At 39.9% G+C, this 21778-nt stretch carries 20 protein-coding genes; 6 read left to right on the forward strand and 14 right to left on the reverse strand.

The annotated features are described in order from the left end of the window. The first annotated feature begins 15 nt into the window (after positions 1-15). Both corA and EJ995_RS09745 read left to right on the forward strand, forming a co-directional pair. Positions 16-1089 carry a magnesium/cobalt transporter CorA gene (corA, locus tag EJ995_RS09740; protein WP_126448018.1) on the forward strand — a complete coding sequence of 358 codons (1074 nt, stop codon included), beginning with the start codon at positions 16-18 and terminating at the stop codon, positions 1087-1089. A gap of 186 nt (positions 1090-1275) precedes the next feature. Continuing rightward, positions 1276-1866: a hypothetical protein gene (locus tag EJ995_RS09745; RefSeq protein ID WP_126448020.1), complete on the forward strand. Its 591-nt coding sequence runs from the start codon at positions 1276-1278 to the stop codon at positions 1864-1866. A 220-nt stretch (positions 1867-2086) separates the two neighbouring features. Here the strand turns inward: EJ995_RS09745 and EJ995_RS09750 are convergent, their stop codons facing one another. The 5 genes from EJ995_RS09750 to EJ995_RS09770 all read right to left on the reverse strand — a co-directional run bounded on the left by EJ995_RS09750 (position 2087) and on the right by EJ995_RS09770 (position 7607). After that, on the reverse strand, positions 2087-3343 hold the full coding sequence (locus tag EJ995_RS09750; protein WP_126448022.1) for an aminotransferase class I/II-fold pyridoxal phosphate-dependent enzyme: 1257 nt from the start codon (positions 3341-3343) through the stop codon (positions 2087-2089). A gap of 168 nt (positions 3344-3511) precedes the next feature. Further along, entirely contained in the window at positions 3512-3862 is a 351-nt protein-coding gene (locus EJ995_RS09755) for a hypothetical protein (protein ID WP_126448024.1), read from the reverse strand. Between the two features lie 17 nt (positions 3863-3879). Continuing rightward, a complete protein-coding gene (locus tag EJ995_RS09760; RefSeq protein WP_126448026.1) occupies positions 3880-4437 on the reverse strand; it encodes a hypothetical protein in 558 nt (185 codons plus the stop codon). A gap of 15 nt (positions 4438-4452) precedes the next feature. After that, the gene (locus EJ995_RS09765; protein WP_126448028.1) at positions 4453-5493 is read right to left on the reverse strand and encodes a PLP-dependent cysteine synthase family protein; all 1041 of its coding nucleotides are present in this window, start codon (positions 5491-5493) and stop codon (positions 4453-4455) included. A 62-nt stretch (positions 5494-5555) separates the two neighbouring features. Beyond that, on the reverse strand, positions 5556-7607 hold the full coding sequence (locus EJ995_RS09770) for a S9 family peptidase (RefSeq protein WP_126448030.1): 2052 nt from the start codon (positions 7605-7607) through the stop codon (positions 5556-5558). 105 nt (positions 7608-7712) lie between these two features. Here EJ995_RS09770 and EJ995_RS09775 point away from each other — a divergent pair, with 105 nt between their 5' ends. Then, the gene (locus tag EJ995_RS09775) at positions 7713-8036 is read left to right on the forward strand and encodes a YbaB/EbfC family nucleoid-associated protein (protein WP_126448032.1); all 324 of its coding nucleotides are present in this window, start codon (positions 7713-7715) and stop codon (positions 8034-8036) included. A gap of 179 nt (positions 8037-8215) precedes the next feature. Here the strand turns inward: EJ995_RS09775 and EJ995_RS09780 are convergent, their stop codons facing one another. Continuing rightward, complete coding sequence (locus EJ995_RS09780; protein ID WP_126448034.1) at positions 8216-9229, reverse strand: threonine aldolase family protein; 1014 nt, start codon at positions 9227-9229, stop codon at positions 8216-8218. A gap of 167 nt (positions 9230-9396) precedes the next feature. On the opposite strand from EJ995_RS09780, the gene prfB reads away from it, so the two are divergent. The 3 genes from prfB to EJ995_RS09795 all read left to right on the forward strand — a co-directional run bounded on the left by prfB (position 9397) and on the right by EJ995_RS09795 (position 13643). Further along, positions 9397-10503, forward strand: coding sequence for a peptide chain release factor 2 (gene prfB / locus EJ995_RS09785; protein WP_126448036.1), 1107 nt, complete (start codon positions 9397-9399; stop codon positions 10501-10503). 101 nt (positions 10504-10604) lie between these two features. Further along, entirely contained in the window at positions 10605-13058 is a 2454-nt protein-coding gene (locus EJ995_RS09790) for an outer membrane beta-barrel family protein (protein ID WP_126448038.1), read from the forward strand. A gap of 93 nt (positions 13059-13151) precedes the next feature. Further along, a complete protein-coding gene (locus EJ995_RS09795) occupies positions 13152-13643 on the forward strand; it encodes a hypothetical protein (RefSeq protein ID WP_126448040.1) in 492 nt (163 codons plus the stop codon). A 51-nt stretch (positions 13644-13694) separates the two neighbouring features. Here EJ995_RS09795 and EJ995_RS09800 read toward each other — a convergent pair whose 3' ends face one another. From EJ995_RS09800 to EJ995_RS09835, 8 genes are all read right to left on the reverse strand, one after another. Continuing rightward, the gene (locus EJ995_RS09800) at positions 13695-14165 is read right to left on the reverse strand and encodes a protease complex subunit PrcB family protein (RefSeq protein WP_126448042.1); all 471 of its coding nucleotides are present in this window, start codon (positions 14163-14165) and stop codon (positions 13695-13697) included. After that, a complete protein-coding gene (gene bshA / locus EJ995_RS09805) occupies positions 14128-15255 on the reverse strand; it encodes an N-acetyl-alpha-D-glucosaminyl L-malate synthase BshA (protein ID WP_126448044.1) in 1128 nt (375 codons plus the stop codon). Before bshA ends, EJ995_RS09800 begins: the two co-directional genes overlap by 38 nt. 12 nt (positions 15256-15267) lie before the next feature. Beyond that, entirely contained in the window at positions 15268-18192 is a 2925-nt protein-coding gene (locus EJ995_RS09810) for a glycoside hydrolase family 3 N-terminal domain-containing protein (protein WP_126448046.1), read from the reverse strand. Positions 18193-18330: 138 nt separating this feature from the next. After that, positions 18331-18813 carry an ABC transporter ATPase gene (locus EJ995_RS09815; protein WP_126448048.1) on the reverse strand — a complete coding sequence of 161 codons (483 nt, stop codon included), beginning with the start codon at positions 18811-18813 and terminating at the stop codon, positions 18331-18333. 40 nt (positions 18814-18853) lie between these two features. Further along, on the reverse strand, positions 18854-19075 hold the full coding sequence (locus EJ995_RS09820) for a hypothetical protein (protein WP_126448050.1): 222 nt from the start codon (positions 19073-19075) through the stop codon (positions 18854-18856). Between the two features lie 4 nt (positions 19076-19079). Then, positions 19080-19871, reverse strand: coding sequence for a (Fe-S)-binding protein (locus EJ995_RS09825; protein ID WP_126448052.1), 792 nt, complete (start codon positions 19869-19871; stop codon positions 19080-19082). A gap of 120 nt (positions 19872-19991) precedes the next feature. Next, positions 19992-20417 carry an LNS2 domain-containing protein gene (locus EJ995_RS09830; protein WP_126448054.1) on the reverse strand — a complete coding sequence of 142 codons (426 nt, stop codon included), beginning with the start codon at positions 20415-20417 and terminating at the stop codon, positions 19992-19994. After that, the gene (locus EJ995_RS09835; protein WP_126448056.1) at positions 20417-21775 is read right to left on the reverse strand and encodes a (Fe-S)-binding protein; all 1359 of its coding nucleotides are present in this window, start codon (positions 21773-21775) and stop codon (positions 20417-20419) included. Before EJ995_RS09835 ends, EJ995_RS09830 begins: the two co-directional genes overlap by 1 nt. Between the last annotated feature and the right edge of the window lie 3 nt (positions 21776-21778).

Below are 21778 nucleotides of genomic sequence, written 5' to 3' on the forward strand. Positions count from 1 at the left end.
TCTAATCAATGATCTATGATGATTAAGCCTAGATTCCGCAGACGTGCGACGCCCAAAAGCATCAATACCGTTTTTCAACCACCAGGAACTATATCTTATGTAGGTGAACAACGCACAGAAGAGGTTACCACCGAGACCATTCTTTATAATGAACATGAGTTCTCACAGCAAGAAGGAATATTACTAGATCGTCTAGAGGATGACCAGGTCAATTGGTATAATATCGATGGAGTACATGATATCAATCTTCTTGAGCGTGTAGGTGATAAATTCAACATCCATCCTTTGTTACTAGAGGACATTGCAAACACAACACAGCGACCCAAAACAGAGTTCTATCCTGAAGGTATCTATCAATGTATCAAGATGATAAGCTATGATGCGACCCATCATGAGTTGATGGATGAGCAAGTAAGCATTTTATTGACTCAACATGCGGTTCTCACCTTTCAAGAAAAGACAGGCGACGTCTTTGAAAGTATCAGGGAACGCATTGCAAATTCACGCGGCCGCATAAGAACTAGTGGTAACGACTATTTGTTCTATGCACTCATGGACAGCATCATAGACCATTATTTTGTGGCTATTGAGCAAATAGGTGAATATCTCAACAATCTAGAAGATGAGATATTTGACGAGCCTGATAAGGAATCGTTAGAGAAAGTTCAAAAAAATAAAAGACTACTGCTGACATTGAGACGTGCGATCTATCCGCTTAGAGAATCCATAAGTCGCCTATTGAAAGAAGAAAGTCCTTTTATGGACAATCAGATTAAAAGTTACTTGCAGGATGCTTATGACCACTGTATTCAAATAATAGAAACAGTCGAGTCCTATCGTGAAATTAATGCTGGATTACGCGATATGTATTTATCAAGTGTGAGTCATAAGATGAATCAGATCATGCAGGTTCTTACCATCATGTCGTCCATTTTTATACCTATGACCTTTCTCGCAGGTATCTATGGGATGAACTTTGAACATATTCCAGAACTTACCTGGGAACACGGTTATAGATACTTCTGGATTATGTGTGGTATCATGTTTATATCCTTACTGGGATTCTTTAAATGGAAGAAGTGGCTGTGATTTATTATGCGTGCATACTATTTTGGCACGCGCTTTGTAATATGTATTACGAGAGTCATTTACAGAGTTTAAATTTCTTTCAAATAAAGTTTTTTGGTTGGTTAGTTGGAAATCCTGAGTAGTCTTCTTGACACTCGGGATTTCTTTTTACATAGGTCTTTCTAGTCTAATGAATATCTTTATCCTATGAAACAACTCTTTTACTTTATAGCGCTCGTACTATTAATTTCTTGCAACAATCCAGAATCGCAGACTAATGCTTCTCCAATTTCAGAAGTTTCAACAGACTCAATCGTGGAGACCAAGAAAATGAAAAAATTCCCAGAAGACTTTCTAGGAATCTATAAGGGTGATTTGATCGTTACAAATAGCGCTGGAGATCAAATAGTTCCTATGGAATTTCAAATGCTCGCTACCCAAAATAAGGATAAGTATATCTATAAGATCAAATACGGTGTTGAGAAAGAAACCCGCAACTATAATCTTGAGCGTACAAGCAATCCCAATCTTTTTTTAGTGGATGAAAATAATGGTATAATTCTCGAAAGTGCATATGCTAACCAGACACTCTACAGTATTTATGAAGTTCAGGGAAACCTATTGCAAAGCACAGAGATATTCTATGATGACCGCATGGAGTTTATGATAGGTCTGGCGAGAGTAAGAGACACTTCATTGACAGGAAATGAGGAAAGTGCGAAAGTTAAAAATTATCCGTTATCTGTAATGCAGCGTGCGACACTTATGAAGCAGCAGGATTCCACAGCTACAAATTGAAATTATTCTGGCACGGTTTAAAGTTCTAGAAGATTATTTTGAGGAAGAATTTTTAAACAATCACTTCGGCCGCTGACAAGGATTAAAAAATAAGACTTTAAAATTAAATTTTATCAGTCCACTAAAACCGCGTGTAGCCGTCTGAAATTAAACAACGCTCTTGAAAATCAAGAGCGTTTATGATATTTAATAGTTACGCTTTCGCGAAAGCTAACTTATATTATGCCATAGCTGCTGCTACACCAGCACTCATACGTTTATATATACCTTTATCTAGGCGTTCTCTAATAGCGTCAAAGGCATCCAGAGTTTCCTCGATATCTTGCATAGTATGCGATGCGGTTGGTATCAATCTCAACAAGATCAATCCTTTAGGTATTACTGGATACACCACTATACTACAGAATACACCATAGTTTTCACGCAGGTCTTTTACCAGAGCCATGGCTTCTGGTATACTACCCTTTAAGTAAACAGGTGTTACACAACTTTGTGTGGTACCTATATCAAAACCTCTTTTCTTGAGGCCTGACTGCAAGGCATTTACATTATCCCAAAGTTTTTCTTTTAACTCTGGCATCGTGCGCAACATGTCAAGACGCTTTAAAGCACCTTTAACTAGTTGCATTTGCAATGATTTAGCAAACATCTGCGAGCGCAGATTGTATTTCAAGTAATCTATGATCTCTTTATCAGCAGCAATAAAAGCACCTGTACTTGCAAGAGACTTTGCAAATGTGGCAAAGTACACATCAATTTGATCTTGAACACCTTGCTCCTGTCCTGCTCCAGCACCTGTTTTTCCTAATGTTCCAAAACCGTGCGCATCATCGACAAAAAGACGGAAGTTGTACTTCTCTTTAAGTGCGACAATCTCCTTCAACTTTCCTTGCTCACCGCGCATACCGAAAACACCTTCTGAAATCACTAGGATTCCGCCGCCAGTTTCCTCTGCGATTTTTGTCGCGCGTTGCAAGTTCTTTTCTATACTTTCAAGATCATTGTGCTTGTAAGTAAATCGCTTACCGTGGTGCAATCTCACACCATCAATGATACAAGCATGTGCATCGACATCATAAACGATAACATCATCTTTGGAAACCAATGCATCAACGGTAGATACCATTCCTTGATAACCGAAGTTCAATAGGTAAGCTGCTTCTTTCTCAACAAACTCTGCTAACTCGTCTTGAAGTTGCTCGTGCATATCAGTGTGACCACTCATCATACGAGCACCCATTGGGTAAGCACTACCATACTCTGCAGCTGCCTCTGCATCTACTTTGCGTACTTCTGGGTGATTAGCGAGTCCTAGATAGTCATTGACACTCCAGGTAATTACCTCACGACCATTAAATTGCATACGGTTTGCAATAGGCCCTTCAAGTTTTGGGAATACAAAGTAACCTTCGGCAACAGATGCCCATTTACCTAGTGGTCCTTTGTCTTTATAAATCTTATCAAATAAGTCTTTCATCCTACAAATTAAGTAGGCAAATATACGACAGAAACCGCATTATTCCTATGCTAACGAGCGATCTACGAAAGCGTTATAGTTAATAACTTGTTGAAATGTAGCGTGTTGAATTTGAAAGGAGTTGATACTGGAAGAAATGAAAATCTGTTAGTCTAATACATAATATACTCACTCATCGTCCAATCTCACATCGGTGACTTTATAAAATTGTTCGGGAAACAAATTTGCTGTACAAATGAAAATCCCTTCTTCCGATCGTTCCATTTGAAACGTGATGTTTATTCCTTCAGTCTTAAATTGATCAGGTAGTGTTGCGGTGATTATATCGTATTCAAAAAAATCAACCTCAATGGAATAAGCCGAATCGCCTGCATCTGTAGAACATGAAGCTGGACCGACAACTGTACCGTTCACCATGTCATTATCAGCATCATCATCTGATGAGCAGCTACTAAGGAAACATAGAAATATGGTGAATAGAATACCGATATATTTGAAGCGTTGAAGAAGAAAATACATATACTGAAAATTAATTATTAATCACGCCCTAAATTAATAACAATGATTTTATTTGAATCTTCATGAGTAGTGATAATAGTGAAGAAATATTCATACGATATTAATTTTTGCAACCTTGGTTTTGCAATATTCTCGGCATCACAGAAATAAAATTTTCGCGTTTTTGAATTTTCAAGTGCAAGTTTTTGAGTGTAGTACAGTTGAAATAAATTTAATTGATCCGCCAACTTGTTCCAGCCCTCATTTCTCCAATAACAGATATACTCCTCAATCTTTAATAAGTAATCTTCGTAGTTTAATTCTATAAAATCCGATTCAACGATACTACCCTTGATGATAGGACCGTACAACTCGATTACATCACTTTCTTCAGGAAACGATTTGAAATAGCTTTTAAATTTATCGTTCCTAATCTTGAGTTGATCATCACTATAGAAATATGGTTTTTTCAACAAACCGAATTTTAGGAGATCCTTAAGGCTAGCGTTCGGATTATCAGATTCCAAAACATTAAACACACCAAATCCATTCTCATCAATGATTTTGAATTCGTGCTCTATATGATTTAAAAGCATAAATGGAAAATAAACCTACTTCACATACTCGATCGTCTGCGATTCTGCGGTAGAAACTCGATCAAAGAAACCTTGCTCCTCCATCCATTGATCATTGTAAATCTTACTCATGTAACGTGAACCATGATCTGGGAATATGACTACCACGACAGAGTCTTTATCAAACATACCTTGCTTCTCTAATTGCTTAGTTGCTTGCATCGCCGCGCCACTGGTGTAGCCTACAAACATACCTTCGGTCTGTGAAATGCGGCGTGCCATGTGTGCTGCGTCCTCGTCTTTCACTTTGGTAAAGCTATCGATCACGTCAAAGTAGGTAGCCGTTGGTATCAAATTCTTTCCTAGACCTTCAATGCGGTATGGATAAATCTCGTCCTTATCAAATTCTTGCGTTTCATGATATTTTTTGAGAACACTACCATAGGCATCAACTCCAAGAATCTGAACATTTGGATTTTGTTCTTTGAGGTATTTTGCTGTTCCTGATATAGTACCGCCAGTACCACTACACGCTACAAGGTGTGTTATTTTACCTGCTGTTTGCTTCCATATTTCTGGACCAGTTGATAGATAATGAGCTTCTGTATTGAGCTCATTGAAATATTGATTGATATAGATACTATTCTTGATCTCGTTGTGTAGACGCTTGGCAACCTCATAATAACTACGTGGATCATCTGCGCTCACGTGTGCTGGACACACATAAACTTTAGCGCCCATGGACTTGAGCATATCAATCTTGTCTGCACTAGATTTTGAACTTACCGCAAGAATACAATCATAGCCCTTGATACGGCTTACCATCGCAATACTAAAACCAGTATTACCACTAGTGGTCTCGATTATGGTATCACCAGGCTTGAGAATTCCTTTCTTCTCTGCCTGCTCTATAATATGTAACGCGATGCGATCTTTGGATGAGTGTCCTGGATTAAATGCCTCAACTTTGGCATAATACGATCCTGGGAAATCTGCTACGGTGCTTGAAAGTTTTACAAGTGGCGTCTCGCCTATTAATTCAAGAACATTATTGTAGGCCTGTATGTCTCCGTTCATAAAGTTTGTTTATGCTTTGACTTTAAAAAAGCGCAAAACGTGGCAAATTTACATAAAAATTATCATCGCTCCTGATTCTCAAGATCTAGCAGGAAGGCAAACTCTAGCGCGACTTCTTTTAATGCGTCGTATCTACCAGAGGCACCGCTGTGTCCACTGGACATATCTGTTTTGAAAAGGATTTGTTGATCACCCGTATGATATTCACGCAAGCGAGCGACCCATTTAGCTGGCTCCCAATATTGTACCTGACTATCATGGTAACCAGTGGTTACAAAGGTATTAGGATAAGACTGACTACTCACCTGATCATATGGCGAGTACGACAGCATGTACTCATAGCTGTCTTTATTATTAGGATTTCCCCATTCGTCATATTCACCTGTAGTTAGTGGTATCGTGTCGTCCAGCATAGTTGTCACGACATCGACAAAAGGCACCGCAGCAAGGATACCGTTGTATAAATGCGGTGCCAGATTCATGATGGCACCCATTAACAATCCACCTGCAGATCCACCGCTGGCGTATAAGTGTCCCGCTTTCGCGAAAGCGTGATCCAACAAATATTCACTACAAGCAATAAAGTCGGTAAAGGTGTTGCGCTTCTCAAACATGCGGCCTTGCTCGTACCATTCACGGCCTAGATACTCGCCGCCACGCACATGGGCAATAGCAAAGACAAAACCGCGATCCAATAAACTAAGTCTAGAAATTGAGAAATAAGGATCTATAGTCGATCCATAACTACCATAGCCGTACTGCAGTAATGGATTGCCATCTTCCTGCTTCAAGTCTTTTCTATATACCAGACTTATTGGGATGCGCTTGCCATCACTCGCTGTTGCCCAAACTCGTTGGGAATCATAGTTGTTGGGATCAAAATCAGGATCCTCGATGGGTTGAGTTTTGAGAACTCGCTCCTCTTGAGTATCCATATTAAATTCCATAATTGATGGTGGCGTGGTGAGCGAATTGTAGGCATATCGCAGCCACACATTTTCAAATTGAAAATTGGCACTCGTATATGCAGTATAGGTTTCACTTGAAAAAGGTAAAAAATAATCCACCGTACCATCCCAAGCCTTGATTCGTATTCTATTGAGACCGTTAAATCGATCTGTAATCACCAGATACTTCTTGAAAATATCAATGTCTTCAAGAAGTGATTTAGGATCATGCGGTATGACGTCCACCCAATTTTCCATTTGTGGTGTCTCAATCATGGTTTTCATTACCTTAAAATTGAAGGCTCCATCCTTATTAGTCATCATGTAAAAGGAGTCTTGATAATGAGAAACACTGTATTCCATTTCAGGCACTCTACTTTGTATGACCTTGAAGGTGCTGTCAGGTTTTGCGGCCTCAATGTATCTCACTTCATCACTCATAGTAGATGAAGACTTGATCATGATGTACTTCTCTGACATGGTTTTATAGACAAAGGAGCTGAAGGTTTCGTCCTTTTCTTCATACACTACGGAAGCACTATCTACTGGTTGACCCCATAAATAGCGGTAGATTTTGTTTGCTCTTAAGGTTTGTGGATCCTTGCGAGCAAAGAACAAGGTCGCGTTATCATTTGCCCAGACAGAGCTGCCTGTAGTGCCAAGTACACATTCTTCCTTGATCTGGCCAGTAGAAAGGTCTTTCACAAATAAAGAATATTCCCTTCGGCCTATGCTGTCGACACCATAAGCCACCAAATTATTATTAGGTGAAATGTTGAGGCCAACTAGTTTGTAGAATTCGTGGCCTTCAGCCATTTCATTGACATTGAACAGTAGTATATCTTCATCAGTACCATCCTTGCGTCGGTAATAGAATGGATAGGACTCGCCTTGTTCCATCTTAGTAAAATACCAGTAGCCATTGTATAAATAAGGAACAGACTGATCATCTTCCTTTATGCGTGCTTTGATTTCTTCAAAGAGACTGTTCTTGAGCTCTGTAGTGTGAGCAGTCATTTGCTCATAGTAATCATTTTCTTCTTCTAGATACTGGATTACCTCAGGAGCATCGCGATCACGCATCCAGTGATAAGGATCTATGCGTTCATGATCGTGTTTGCTGTGTACGTGATTGATTTTTTTAGCTACTGGTGGCTTGATAGACATAGGGAATTTTACAGAATAAAAAGGCTGCAAGATAATCAACAGCACGCAGGTATATCAATTGCAGGGAACTCGTATTTTTGTAGTACAATTTAAAAAGAGCAGAATATGTTTGGCGATATGATGGGCATGATGGGAAAACTTAAAGAAACCCAGAAAAAGGTTGAAGAAACTAAAAACAGAATGACTACAGTCCTTATCGATGAGAAGTCTAGTGATGACCTTCTTAACGTGACAGTAACCGCAGATAGATCGATAAAGAAAATCGATATTGCAGATGAGCTGCTTGCTGATAAAGAACAACTTGAGGACTATCTAATAGTAACGCTCAACAAGGCCTTGTCAAGAGCTAGTGACATTTATGACAAAGAGGTCGCTGCTGTTGCCAGTGAAGGAATGCCTAACATTCCAGGTATGGACATGTTTAAATAGTGGATTAGTGGATTAGTGGATTAGTGGATTAGTGGATTAGTGGATTAGTGGATTAGTGGATTAGTGGATTAGTGGATTAGTGGATTAGTGGATTAGTGGAAGTTGAAATTTTGAGCTGAATCGAGAGATATTCTAAGGTATTTTCAAATTAAAATCAAACATTGCATTCCGATTCAAGTTCAATTACCAAATTCACTCATCAACCTCATAAACTCATCATGCTGCTCATCGGTATAATCTAGATGCGTTACTAGTCTCAACTTACCAGAACCCATATTACTGATGATGATATCATTTTTGGCGCAAAAATTCATCACGGCAATCTCGTCCTGAACCTCAAAGATCACTATGTTGGTTTCTACTGGTTCTACTTTTTCCACCCATGACAACGTGGACAAAAATGTGCCTAATGCTATTGCTTTATCGTGATCCTGTTTAAGCCTATCTATATTATGATCTAGTGCATAAATCGCCGCAGCCGCCATGTAGCCTGTCTGGCGCATGCCACCGCCCAAGACTTTGCGCACGCGCATCGCTTTTTTCATGATCTCAGCTTTTCCTGCAAGCACAGTGCCTTGTGGCGTTCCCATTCCTTTTGAGAAACAAACGGAAACTGTGTCAAATATTTCGCCGTATTCCGTAGGATTTTGACCTGTTTTGACTAGTGCATTCCACAATCTAGCGCCATCCAGGTGTAATCCCAACTCGTGCTCATCGGCAACCTCTTTGATCTCTTTTACAATATTCCAGTTATAACAAGCGCCGCCACCTTTATTGGTCGTGTTTTCTAAACAGACAAGACTGGTGAATGGACTGTGATAGAAATCTGGTGGGTTGATCGCATCCTCAACCTGCTGTGCGGTAATCATACCTCTAGAACCGTCGACTAGTTTACAGGAAACACCACTATTGAAAGACACGCCACCACCTTCATAATTATAGACGTGCGCGTACTTATCACATATCAATTGCTCGCCAGGTTGCGTGTGCATCTTGATCGCGGCCTGATTTGCCATGCTACCTGTAGGGAAAAAGAGCGCGTCATCCATCCCAAACATTTCGGCAACGCGACGTTCAAGCTCATTGACGGTAGGATCTTCCTTATATACGTCATCGCCAACTTCGGCATTGAACATGGCATCCAGCATGCCTTTGCTAGGCTTCGTTACCGTGTCACTTCTTAAATCAATCATAGTATATATTTGCGATGATGGTGTTGGATTACGCACTTGAGTTAGCTCTGCACACGCTTTCGCGAAAGCGGTACAACCACAAATCTAATAAACTATTCTAAAGCACCATTGCTTCTAGAAAGTTCCCTGCAAATAGCCGTATTTTTACCATCCAAAATTGTCCATTTATGATCACAGCAGACCAAGTAGCGCAACTCAAAGAACGTATCCTTGCGCTCAAGGATTATCTGCAAATTGAAGCTAAGGAGATCGAAATCAGAAATCTAGAGGAAAAAACCTTCTCGCCAGACTTCTGGAACGATTCCAAAGAAGCTGAAGGAATAATGAAAGTCTTGCGTAATAAAAAGGCGTGGACAACTGACTATGCAACCGCCATCACTCTCAATGAAGATCTAGAAGTGCTCTACGAATTCTTTAAAGAGGATGAGGCGACCGAGGCTGATGTGACCAACAAGTACAACGCCGCACTGGAACTTGTGGAAAAGCTTGAGTTCAAGAACATGCTTTCAAATGAAGGCGATGATTTAAGTGCTGTCCTTCAAATTACTGCTGGCGCTGGTGGTACCGAGTCATGCGATTGGGCAGAAATGCTCATGCGCATGTACATCATGTGGGCAGAGAAAAGTGGTTATAAGGTAAAAGAATTAAACCATCAATCTGGTGATGTAGCTGGTATTAAGACCGTGACACTAGAAATTGAGGGCGATTATAGTTTTGGTTGGTTAAAAGGCGAGAACGGTGTTCATAGATTGGTGCGTATTTCTCCGTTTGATTCAAATGCAAAACGTCATACATCCTTTGCATCAGTATACGTATATCCACTAGCAGATGATACGATTGAAATTGACATCAATCCAGCAGATATCTCATGGGATTTTGCTAGATCCAGCGGCGCTGGTGGACAAAATGTCAATAAAGTTGAAACTAAAGCCATACTAACGCACCATCCTTCAGGCATTATCATTCATAATTCTGAAACGCGATCGCAACTTGAAAATCGTGAAAAAGCCATGCAGATGTTGAAGTCACAATTGTATGAAATTGAGTTGCAAAAGAAGAATGCCGCTCGTGATGAGATTGAGGCCGGCAAGATGAAAATTGAATGGGGTTCTCAAATACGCAATTATGTTCTACATCCTTACAAATTGATCAAGGATGTAAGAACAGCACATGAGACTGGTAATGTAGATGCTGTACTTAACGGCGATCTTGACGCTTTCTTGAAGGCTTTCCTTATGGAGTCTGGACAAGAAAAACCTAGTGACCAATTGTAGGTATGTTGTGGTCGTGTATAGGTCATATTAACTTAGGATTGGCATTCTTGCATTGAACCTGTAGATAGCTTCGTGGTCTTAATGACTTACTTCTATCTATTATGAAAATTATCATTTCCAGCGTATTTCTTTTAGTTTGTCTTAATAGTCTAGCGCAAAAACCGGTAGAAATTAAGGGGAAAGTTATTGAGGAAACGACTGGAGCGCCGTTAGAATTTGCAACAGTTTCATTTGCTAGCAACGATCCTGATGTATCACCGCAAGGTGGTATTACAGATATTGATGGTAATTATCAATTTCTTGTTACCCCAGGAACATATACAGTCAAATGGGAGTTCATATCCTTTAAATCAAAATCTCAAGAGAATGTAATTATTAATGCTGATAGAGACTTCGGCATCACAACTCTTGCACAAGACATTGCTACTCTAGATGCAACAGTGGTCATTGCAGAAAAGACTACCGTTGACTTGAGATTGGATAAGAAGATTTATAACATAGGCAAAGACCTGACCGTGCGAGGCGGCACCGCAAGTGATGTTTTAGATAATGTACCATCCGTTTCAGTCGATGTTGAAGGTAATGTAGCATTGAGAGGAAATGATAACGTTAGGATATTAATTGATGGAAGACCTAGCGCTCTAGTAGGCTTTAATGGTGCTGAAGCCTTGAGACAAATACCGTCTGAAGCCATTGAGAAAATAGAGGTAATCACATCGCCTAGCGCAAGATATGATGCCGAAGGTACTGCTGGTATCCTCAATATCATTCTACGCAAGAATAGATTACAGGGTTTTAATGGCGTACTTAATTTGAATGCTGGTTATCCAGAGCAATATGGTGCTTCAATCAATGCTAATTATCGCACACAAAATTGGAATTTCTTTTCTAATACGGGTTATAATTATCGCACGTCACCGGGAAATGCTTCTTCTCAAACTGAGTTTTTCAATGGGACGTCTGAGAATGTATTTATAAATGAGCAGCGTGATTTTGATCGATTAGGTAGAAATTATTTTACCAGTTTAGGTGCCGAGTATTTTATAGATGACAGCAGTAGCATTATCGGTAATATTGTTTATCGATTAGGAAATGACGATGATGTTACCACGAACAATATCCAGCGATTTGCAGCAGACCGTAGTTTGAATGAGGCAACTTTTAGAGAGGAACAAGAAGGTGAAGATGAAGATAGCTTTCAGATAAGCTTTGATTATCAAAATGAATTAGATGATAATGGTCAAAAATTACAGGCCAGCATTCAATATTCTACTGATCTTGAAGAAAAGGTTTCAAACATTTTTGAACGTGAGACTACCACTAATACTATTAATGATGTTGAATTTGTCTTTGAAGAACAAGATGAGCGCGAGGCACTAATTCAAGTTGATTGGGAGAAACCTGTAGGTGAAAATATCCAATACGAGGCTGGTTATAGAGGTAATTACCGTCAGATCTCTAACAGTTTTTTTCTATCAGAAATCCCACAGGATTCATTACCCAATGGTGCATTAGTCCCAGATGCTGGTTTGAACAATACGTTTGTCTATGAAGAATTTGTAAACGCTGCCTATGGGCAATATGGTCAAGAATTTGGTGATTTTTCAGTTCTTGCTGGATTAAGATTTGAGCAAACTAATATCAATATAGATCAAGAAACTACAAATGTTACCGACACTAAAGAGTATAGCAGCCTATTCCCTACTTTGAATTTAGGATATGAATTTCAAGAAGGAGAGAATATTACGTTGGGCTATAACCGTAGGATAAGCAGACCACGTGGTAGATCTCTTAATCCATTTCCTAGTAGATCTAGTGAGTCTAATATTTTTCAAGGAAACATTGACCTTGACCCTACTTTTAGCAATGCTGTTGATCTAGGATACCTAAGACGCTGGAAAAAATTGACTCTAAGTACTTCTATTTACTACAATCGCAGTGATGATAATGTCGAGCGTATACAACAAGAAGTTTTGAACGATGATGGTACCGCTGCATTAACAGACAATGGTGATCAAATCATCAGACGATTTCCAGTAAACCTATCGACACAAGATAGATTGGGTTATGAACTTACCTTGACCTACAGACCATTTGATTGGTGGACCATCAATGCAGATGCAAACGTTTTTAGGGTTACCACAGATGGAGATTTTGATGGTCAAAATTTTGACTTTGAAAACACCACCTATTTTGCGAGACTCAATCAAAAGTTTGAATTGCCATTTAAAACTGATTTTCAAGCTAGAATCTTTTATCGCGGCGCATCTGAAGACGCACAAGGAACGCAAAATGGTATCGCTACAGTAAATCTAGCGGCTAGCAAGGATATTATTAATGACAAGGCATCGATTACCTTTAATGTAAGTGATTTATTCAACTCTAGACGTCGTGAATCTACAACGATTACACCCAACTTTATTCAAGACAGCGAGTTTCAATGGCGCGAGCGACAATTCACGGTAGCATTTATCTATCGCTTTAACCAGAAAAAGCAGCGAGAGCGCGGCGATCGCCGTGGCGACGGTGATGACGATTTTGAATTTGAGGGTTGATAAATTGTAAGAAACAACTCAACTAATTCTTAACATATAATACAGAATCCTTGACTTTACATAGATGCATATTTGTCTAAACAAATTATCATTATGAAAAAAATTCTTTTAACTCTCGTTGTAGCACTAGGTGCAGTAACGATCTCTCAAGCTCAAGAAATTTCTAAAAATGCTATCGGTCTTAGATTTGGTGATGGTGATGGTCTAGGTACTGAAATTAGTTACCAGCGCGGTCTGGGCGATAACAATCGTCTTGAGCTGGACTTAGGTTATGAAAACAACGATAGATTTGACGCTTTTAAACTTACTGGGGTATACCAGTGGTTATGGAACATCGACGGCGGTTTTAATTGGTATGCTGGTGTAGGTGGTGGTTTAGGAAGCATTGATATCGATGATGACTTTAGAGGTCGTGATGACGATGACGATGAATTCTTCTTACTGGCTGCTGGACAGGTAGGTATCGAGTATAACTTTGATATTCCGCTTTTAATATCACTTGATATAAGACCAGAGTTTTATTTCAACGATTTTAGAGATGATACTGAGATTGATATTGCACTAGGTGTGCGTTACCAATTCTAATCTTGTAATATGACAAATTAAAAAGGGAGCCAATTGGCTCCCTTTTTTGGTTTAGAATGTGACAACTACTTCTTTCTTAGGGTAAGGAACTTTGATGACTTTAAATGGTGTTGTCAAAGCCATGGTGACTTTCTCCTTTTTACCAGGATTTTGAACTTCAAAAGTGTAAGAGACACGCTCATCAGGATTTACTTGAACCTCACTAATGTTGATACTATGACCACCTGTATTAAATTGCCCAGCGTGCGCCACGATTATTGCTTCCTTGCGCCAGTTTACTTTAGGTAATTTAATTTTATTACCATTTGACTGCATCATCGCAACGAGAGCTTCTGCATCTTCTTTTGATCCTAACACTTCTACATCACGATCTTGCATACCACTGTTACTGCCTTCCATGATCACTTCATAGTAACTTTCCTGACCAAACATTTCGTTAGCATTGTGCTTCTTGCTTGATCCACAGGAGATGAGAAATGCTGTGCTAACTATTGCTAATAAGGCTTTGGTATAATTCTTCATATTGTGGTATAATTAATTGAATGTCAAATTGTTTTGCTTTCGCGAAAGCGGAATTCTTAAATTTCTCTAACACATCATCATCCTTGAGAATACTAATGGCATGTTGCGCCATTTCTTGGACGTTTCCCACATCACTCGTGTATCCAGTCACGCCATGGTCATTCACCTCAGGTAATCCACCAGTATTGGTCGAGATCACTGGCGTATGGTTCGCCATGGCTTCAAGCGCAGCGAGACCAAAGCTTTCCTTCTCAGATGGCAACAGGAATAGATCAGAAAAACACAAGATGCGGTCAATCTCTGTACTATTACCCAGCCATTTGATTTTGAGCTGTAGATTTTTCTTGCGTGCGTACTCTTCTGCTTCTGCGCGGTCTGTGCCGTCGCCTACCATTACTAGAATACTAGGTACTTCTTTCTCAATAAGTTCAAAGATCTTGACAACATCTTTAATGCGTTTTACAGGTCGCATATTACTGATGTGAGTGATGATACGTTCTTGTGGGAATGCCATAAAAGATCGATCGCAATTATCAAACTCTGTCTTGTAAAGCGACATATCGATGAAGTTGGGAACGACATTGATTTCTTTGGTAATGTCAAATAAGTCAAGAGTGTCCTGTCGCAAACTAGCAGATACCGAAGTAACCACATCGCTATTATTGATACTAAAGGTTACCGAGGGTTTATAAACTGGATGATTACCTACAAGAGTAATATCTGTGCCATGCAAGGTGGTCACCATAGGTAGATGGATATTTTGCTCCTTCAACATTTGCTGCGCCATGTAACCTGCATAAGCATGTGGTATAGCATAATGCACGTGCAACACATCAATCCCATATTCCTGTACCACATTGACCAACTTACTACTCAAGGCAAGATCATACGGCTGGTAATGAAATAACGGATATTCCTCTACATCAACCTCATGAAAGTAGATCTGATGACTCAACAGCTCAAGACGTACAGGCATTTTGTAAGTGACAAAATGTACCTCGTGACCACGATGAGCGAGAGCCGTTCCCAGCATGGTTGCTACTACACCACTACCGCCAAATGTTGGATAACAAACAATCGCAATTTTCATGAATGATATTCTTTACTCAATGATCGCATCATAGATTATTTGCTGAATTTTAGTCCTGATATCTTCCTTAATCAAATACCGATTGCTGGCATCTGGATGAACACGGTTTGCCAGGAAAACGTAAACTAGTTCCTCTTCAGGATCTGCCCATGTGTAGGCGCCTGTAAAACCACTGTGACCAAAGCTTTTATTACTTAAACAGTTACAGGTATTGCCTACAGTGCCGTCAATCGACGGCTTGTCAAAACCGACGCCGCGACGTACATCGTCATCAGCGTAATATTGAAAATTGAACTTATCAAACGTCTCTTCTTTAAAATATCGCTTACCACCGTAAGTTCCTTTTTGAAGGTACATCTGCATGATTTTGGCAACATCATTTGCAGTACTAAATAATCCTGCATGACCACCTATGCCACCTTGCATGGCAGCACCTTGATCGTGGACATAACCGTGCACTAATTGCCTGCGAAATAGCGTGTCATTCTCAGTAGGTGCGATTTGAATTTTAGGAAATCTCTTTAATGGCAAATAACCTGTATGATTCATTCCCATGGATTGGTAAAAATGGTCCTGGGTTAATTCATTCAGATCTTTAGAATAATAGCTTTCCACATAATCTTTCATCATGTAATAAGGCAAATCGCTGTATTTGTATCCTTCACGTTCCCGCAAATCGCTTGATACAATACGATTGAGCATGGTGTCGCTCACAATAGATCGAGCATAGAAATGGTCAGCTATTTCGGTTTGAAAGTCTTTTCTTCTAGATTTTGCATAAAGGTTGTCCAATGGCTCATTGGTAATAGAATCAAGCGTATACCTGTAAAAAGGTATCCAGGCTTGCAATTGTGCCACGTGAGAAAGGATTTGCTTTACCGTTAGCGTGTCTTTATTGGTATTAGCATATTTAGGAAGCAAACTACCTATGGTTGACTCAAGACTCATTACTTGCCGCTCTTCTAATTCCATGACCAGCGGTAATGTGGCCAGTATTTTAGTTACCGATGCTACATCATAAATATTATCATCTTTTACGGGCGTATTCATACTGTAATCCAGATGGCCATAATTTTTATCAAAAATTACTTTTCCCTTACGCGCCACAACGATTTGCATGCCTGGCGCACCTTTTTCTTCAATAGTAAGGTTTGCGATAGAATCAATTTTATTAAGCATTGATCCATTCATACCTACACTACTGGGCGTGTGACCATAAGAAAGTCTATTGATAGAGGTCACGTCGATTCCAGCACCTACTTTAAACTCACCAGAGCTTACGGGTAATCTACCTTCTATCTCACGAGCACCAAAAATCATTTGAGCACTTATCTTCTGGCTCCACTCGCTATTTTGATAAGACATCAAGACAGCTTCTATGGACTCAATACCAGTAAGTTGTTCAAGCATATATGGTCGCAAAAATAAGTCAAGAATGACGACATTTTGCTGTGCAAGTTGTTTGATCAGTTCAAGTTCTGATTTTTTGAGTGTGTATGATTTCCAAGGTGTTGCATTACTGCGATGAGCACCAATGATAATAGTATTATACTGTTGAGCGCGATTGAGAATGGTGGCGTTACTTCCTGAAAGCTGATCAACTTGAGTGTAACGCTTCAATTCCTTGAAAAACATAGATCCATCATCATCACCTACTTTGACATAAGCAATTTTTTTAGTCTCTAGATTTTTAATAGGTAGTAATGAATCTTGATTTTTTAGCAACGTGATACTGCTAGCCATGGCTCGCTCGTGAACTACCTCGTCGATTTCTTGATTGAGATCACTCACCAAATTTACAGTGTCAATTGGCTGATAATTAGCTAGACCTACTTTGTATTTGGTCATCAATATTTTCTTCACACTATGCTCTAGGCGATCCTTAGTAACGTCACCGTCAAGGATGGCTTTATTAATCAGCTTAATGGACTTTGGGATATCCTCAGAAATTAATAGCACATCATTACCTGCTTTAAAAGCTGCCAAATCAATAGCTCCAGGTTCACTGTAATTACTAGCGCCTTTCATATTGAGAGCATCTGTAAAAATCAAACCTTTAAAATCCAATTGTTCTTTGAGCATTCCAGTCACTACTTTCTTGCTGATACTGGTAGGATAACCAGATCTGCTTTCTAGGCTTGGAATATTCAAATGCGCCACCATCACACTAGCTAGACCATTATTGATCAGTTTTCTATAAGGATAAAGCTCTACACTATCAATGCGCTGCGCAGTGAATTTGACTGTCGGTAATGTTTTATGACTATCTTGATCTGTATCGCCGTGACCTGGGAAATGCTTTGCACACGCCAGTGTTCCTGTACTTTGCATGCCTTGCATAAATGCATAAGCCTTGCTCGTTACATTGCCACGATCCTCGCCAAAACTACGGTTCCCAATAATCGGATTCTTAGGATTTGTATTGATATCCACGTCAGGAGCAAAATTGATATGAACTCCTAGCCTTTTACAATGTTCGCCAATACGCTCGCCTACTTCATAGCTGCTTCTTTCAGTTTGAGATGCACCTAGGGTCATATTCCAGGGAAAGGCGTGTACGCTATCCAATCTCATCGCAAGACCCCATTCGGCATCCATAGCAATGAGCATGGGCGTTTTAGAGACTGCCTGTAATTCATTTGTTAAAGCAGCTTGTTGCATAGGGCCACCTTTTGAGAATATGATGCCGCCTATTTTTTGCTTCTTGACCAGTTCGCGCACTTTGTTGATATGCGCTGTTCCTTTATTGGAGAATAAATCCACCATAAACAATTGGCCTATTTTCTCCTCTTGCGTCAAGCTGTTGTACACGCTGTCGACCCATTGTTGTTGGGCTTGAACTTCTATGGCCTGTAGTGGTTGTCTTGCAAGTGCTGCTTGAGAGTTTGCTTTCGCGAAAGCAAAAACCCCTAAAATCAACAATACTATTCTATGCATTTGTGTAAATATCAATCGTATAAACAAGTTGTTTCAACAACCGTTCCCATTGACTTAAAGATATTGAAAATTGATGGGTGATAAGTGCAAAGTAAGCCCAAATATGTTAAGCTTGCTAACTAGTTTTAAAGGATCTTTCTAGAAAAATCGCGCATGCCAGCTTTCACTTGCTGGAACTTCCCAGTGATCTTTATACTCGCCTACGGTTTGTACTAAATTGTTAAATACAATAGTTTTTGCACTAACCGACTTTGCCTTAGCCATCTTGCGGAAGTCTGCTAGATCCTTGTAGGCGACATACTCGCCATTCTTAAAACTTACATTCATCTTATCCATAAGATCAACGTTATACTTCTTCTCGACGGCTTGAATAAAGTGCACTGATGCATCAATGCTACAACCAGTCGCTTGAGCACTTGATTGATCCAATCCTATCACAATAAAACGGTTGTATGGCAAATCATAAGCGGCTTGCAAATCTTGACCGTGCGCTGTCCATTGCTCCAGAAAGGCATCGAGCTCTTTCTTAAGTGTCGATAACTCCTCATCGCTTATGGTTCTATTTGCTTGATAGATCCATACTCGTGCATCGTCTGGTAATTCTTTAAAATCTGTGAGCATGCTTGTGATTATACCTTTAATTCTATTATTATAAGAATGATTATTTCTTTTCGGCTTTCTTAAGAAACAAGTAAGAGGTTAGAAACATTCCCAAAAACATAAACAAGGTATGGAATATCACCAACCAAATTGATGGCACAAAATCATCCATCAAATACCTGAAGCCAAAATAAAAAACACTAGTCAATGGTGCAGTGATAGTAGCAAATAACAACCTCACTTTTAGACTTGCTCTGTTCTCGTTGTTCGCAAGAAATCCCATAAGTCTATAAGTCTTCGGCAGTGGCGATAAGTTCGGCTAGGTCAAGTACTTCTACTTGCCCTTCTTTATTAGCAGCCTTGATACCGTCGCTCATCATCGTATTACAAAATGGACAAGCTGCGGCAATAACGTCTGCACCTGTTTCTAGAGCTTCTTCAGTGCGTTCAATGTTGATGTCCTTTTTACCTTCTTCTGGTTCTTTAAACATTTGTGCGCCGCCCGCACCACAACATAAACCGTTACGCTTACTGCGTTTCATTTCTACCAGCGCAGCATCTAGCTTTTCTATAAGGTCACGCGGTGCCTCATAAATATCGTTAGCACGACCTAAGTAACATGGATCGTGATAGGTGATTTTTTTACCCTTAAACTTACCGCCTTCAATTGTCAATTTACCAGTTGCGATAAGATCCTTAAGAAATGAGGTGTGGTGAATGACTTCATAATTACCGCCTAATTCTGGGTACTCATTTTTAAGTGTATTAAAACAGTGAGGACAAGCGGTGACAATTTTCTTGATCTCATAGCCGTTGAGTACCTCAATATTCATCATCGCCTGCATCTGGAATAAGAACTCGTTACCAGCACGTTTTGCAGGGTCGCCCGTACAGCTTTCTTCAGCTCCCAATACTGCAAACTCGACGCCTGCCTTGTTAAGAAGCTTAACAAAAGCCTTAGTTATCTTCTTTGACCTATCGTCAAAACTACCACTACAGCCCACCCAGAATAATACTTCTGGTTGTTTGCCTTGTGCAACATACTCTGCAACTGTTGGTACTTTTATGGTCTCACTCATGTTACTGTAATTTTGGTTGATGGTTTAAAGCCATCTTGTAATTGGATAGTTGATTGTTCAATCATTCTTTTTAAACGAATTGACGTTGATGTTTTTGCTTTCGCGAAAGCGTAATCCTTATTAATCCTTAAACACCTCAATGGTTGCTTTTTTCTCGACGAGATCTGTGAACTCGCCTTTATATCTAGTGGCACGCACCATATGATTATCAATCCAGTGGTAATTGCCGCCGCGAGGCTTTCCCATCAATAGACTGTGAAATTTAAAACCGTGTTTGTTCAACCAGTTTTCGGTCACTTCTCGATGCTCCTCAGTTCTTGATGTAAAGAAACAAATCTTGTGACCATTGTCGTACCAACCGTTCAAGGTTTCTAAGGCATCAGGAAAAGGCTCGCAGGTCTCCATGCGTTCTGGCTCTTCGTTAGGTACATCTTCAGTTACGGTACCATCTATATCAATCAAATAATTTTTTACGCCATCAGCAAGTACGGGACTTATCAGCGATCCATCTTCTGCTTTGGTTTCTATAAAATTGTTGTCGCTCATTATAATTCGTTTGCCCAGTTTAAACGGTCTTGTTGATTGTACGGCCATGGTGCGCCGTTGTTCTCGATGTTACTCATGGTAACGTTAAGCTCTGTAGGTGCTGCGCTGTTTTCTAATACTAGATAACGTCTCATGTCCATAATGATACTCAATGGATCGATACCTATAGGACAGGCCTCGACACAGGCATTACATGTAGTACATGCCCAAAGTTCTTCAACGCTTATGTAATCATTCAACAATTTTTTACCATCATCCTCAAACTTGCCTTTCTTATTTATGATTTCTCCTACATCTTCTAGTCGATCACGCGTGTCCATCATGATTTTACGTGGACTCAATTTCTTACCGGTAATATTTGCAGGACATTCTGCAGTACAACGACCGCACTCTGTACAAGTGTATGCGTTGAGCAACTGTACTTGATTCAAGTCAAATATATCGCTAGCTCCTAGGGATGCTGGTTCTTCATCTGCCGCCACAGGATCTGGTGCGGCAAAAGGATCTGCATTAGGATCCATCATGAGCTTTACCTCGGCAGTAACGGCCTCCATGTTAGTAAACTGACCTTTAGGTGTGAGTTTTGCAAAATACACATTGGGAAAAGCAAGCATGATGTGCAAGTGCTTTGACCAATATAAATAGTTCAAGAAAATCAAGATACCTACAATGTGTGCCCACCAGCATGCACGCTCAATTAAATGCAGCGTGTCAAAGCTCATACCATCAAATAATGGAGTAATCCATGAACTAATGGGGAAACTACCGGCCTGTACGTAATGAGTTGCTGCCTCGCTAGTAAACTGTCCAGCTGCGACGCCTTGCTGGATCGCAAGATCTGCGGCATTCATGGTAAGGAACAGCAACATCAATACCACTTCAAAGTAAAGAATATAATTGGCATCGTTTTTAGGCCAACCTTTAAGTTCACGAGCTAGAAAACGTCTGATATTCATCACGTTCCTGCGTATCCAGAAAATAATTACGGTAGCCAGAACTAGGAAAGCCAATATTTCAAAGGTCGCGATCAATACATCATAAAGACCACCCAAAAATGGTGCGAAAATCCTGTGCTGGCCCGTTAAACCATCGATGATGATTTCAAGCACTTCAATATTAATGATTACAAAACCTACATAGACCACGAAGTGCAGGATTCCAGCGATAGGCCTGCGTACCATTTTTGATTGCCCTAATGCGATGCGAGCAGTTTGTGCCCAGCGTTCACCCTTATTATCCGATCGATCTACTTCTCTACCCAACTTGACGTTGCGTATCATCCTGCGTATGTTTCTTGTAAAAAAACCTACCATACCTATAAGTAGTATGGCAAAAACGATCATTGGTAGGTACTCCATAAA

Source organism: Nonlabens ponticola (genome assembly GCF_003966335.1).
Classification (GTDB): Bacteria; Bacteroidota; Bacteroidia; order Flavobacteriales; family Flavobacteriaceae; genus Nonlabens; species Nonlabens ponticola.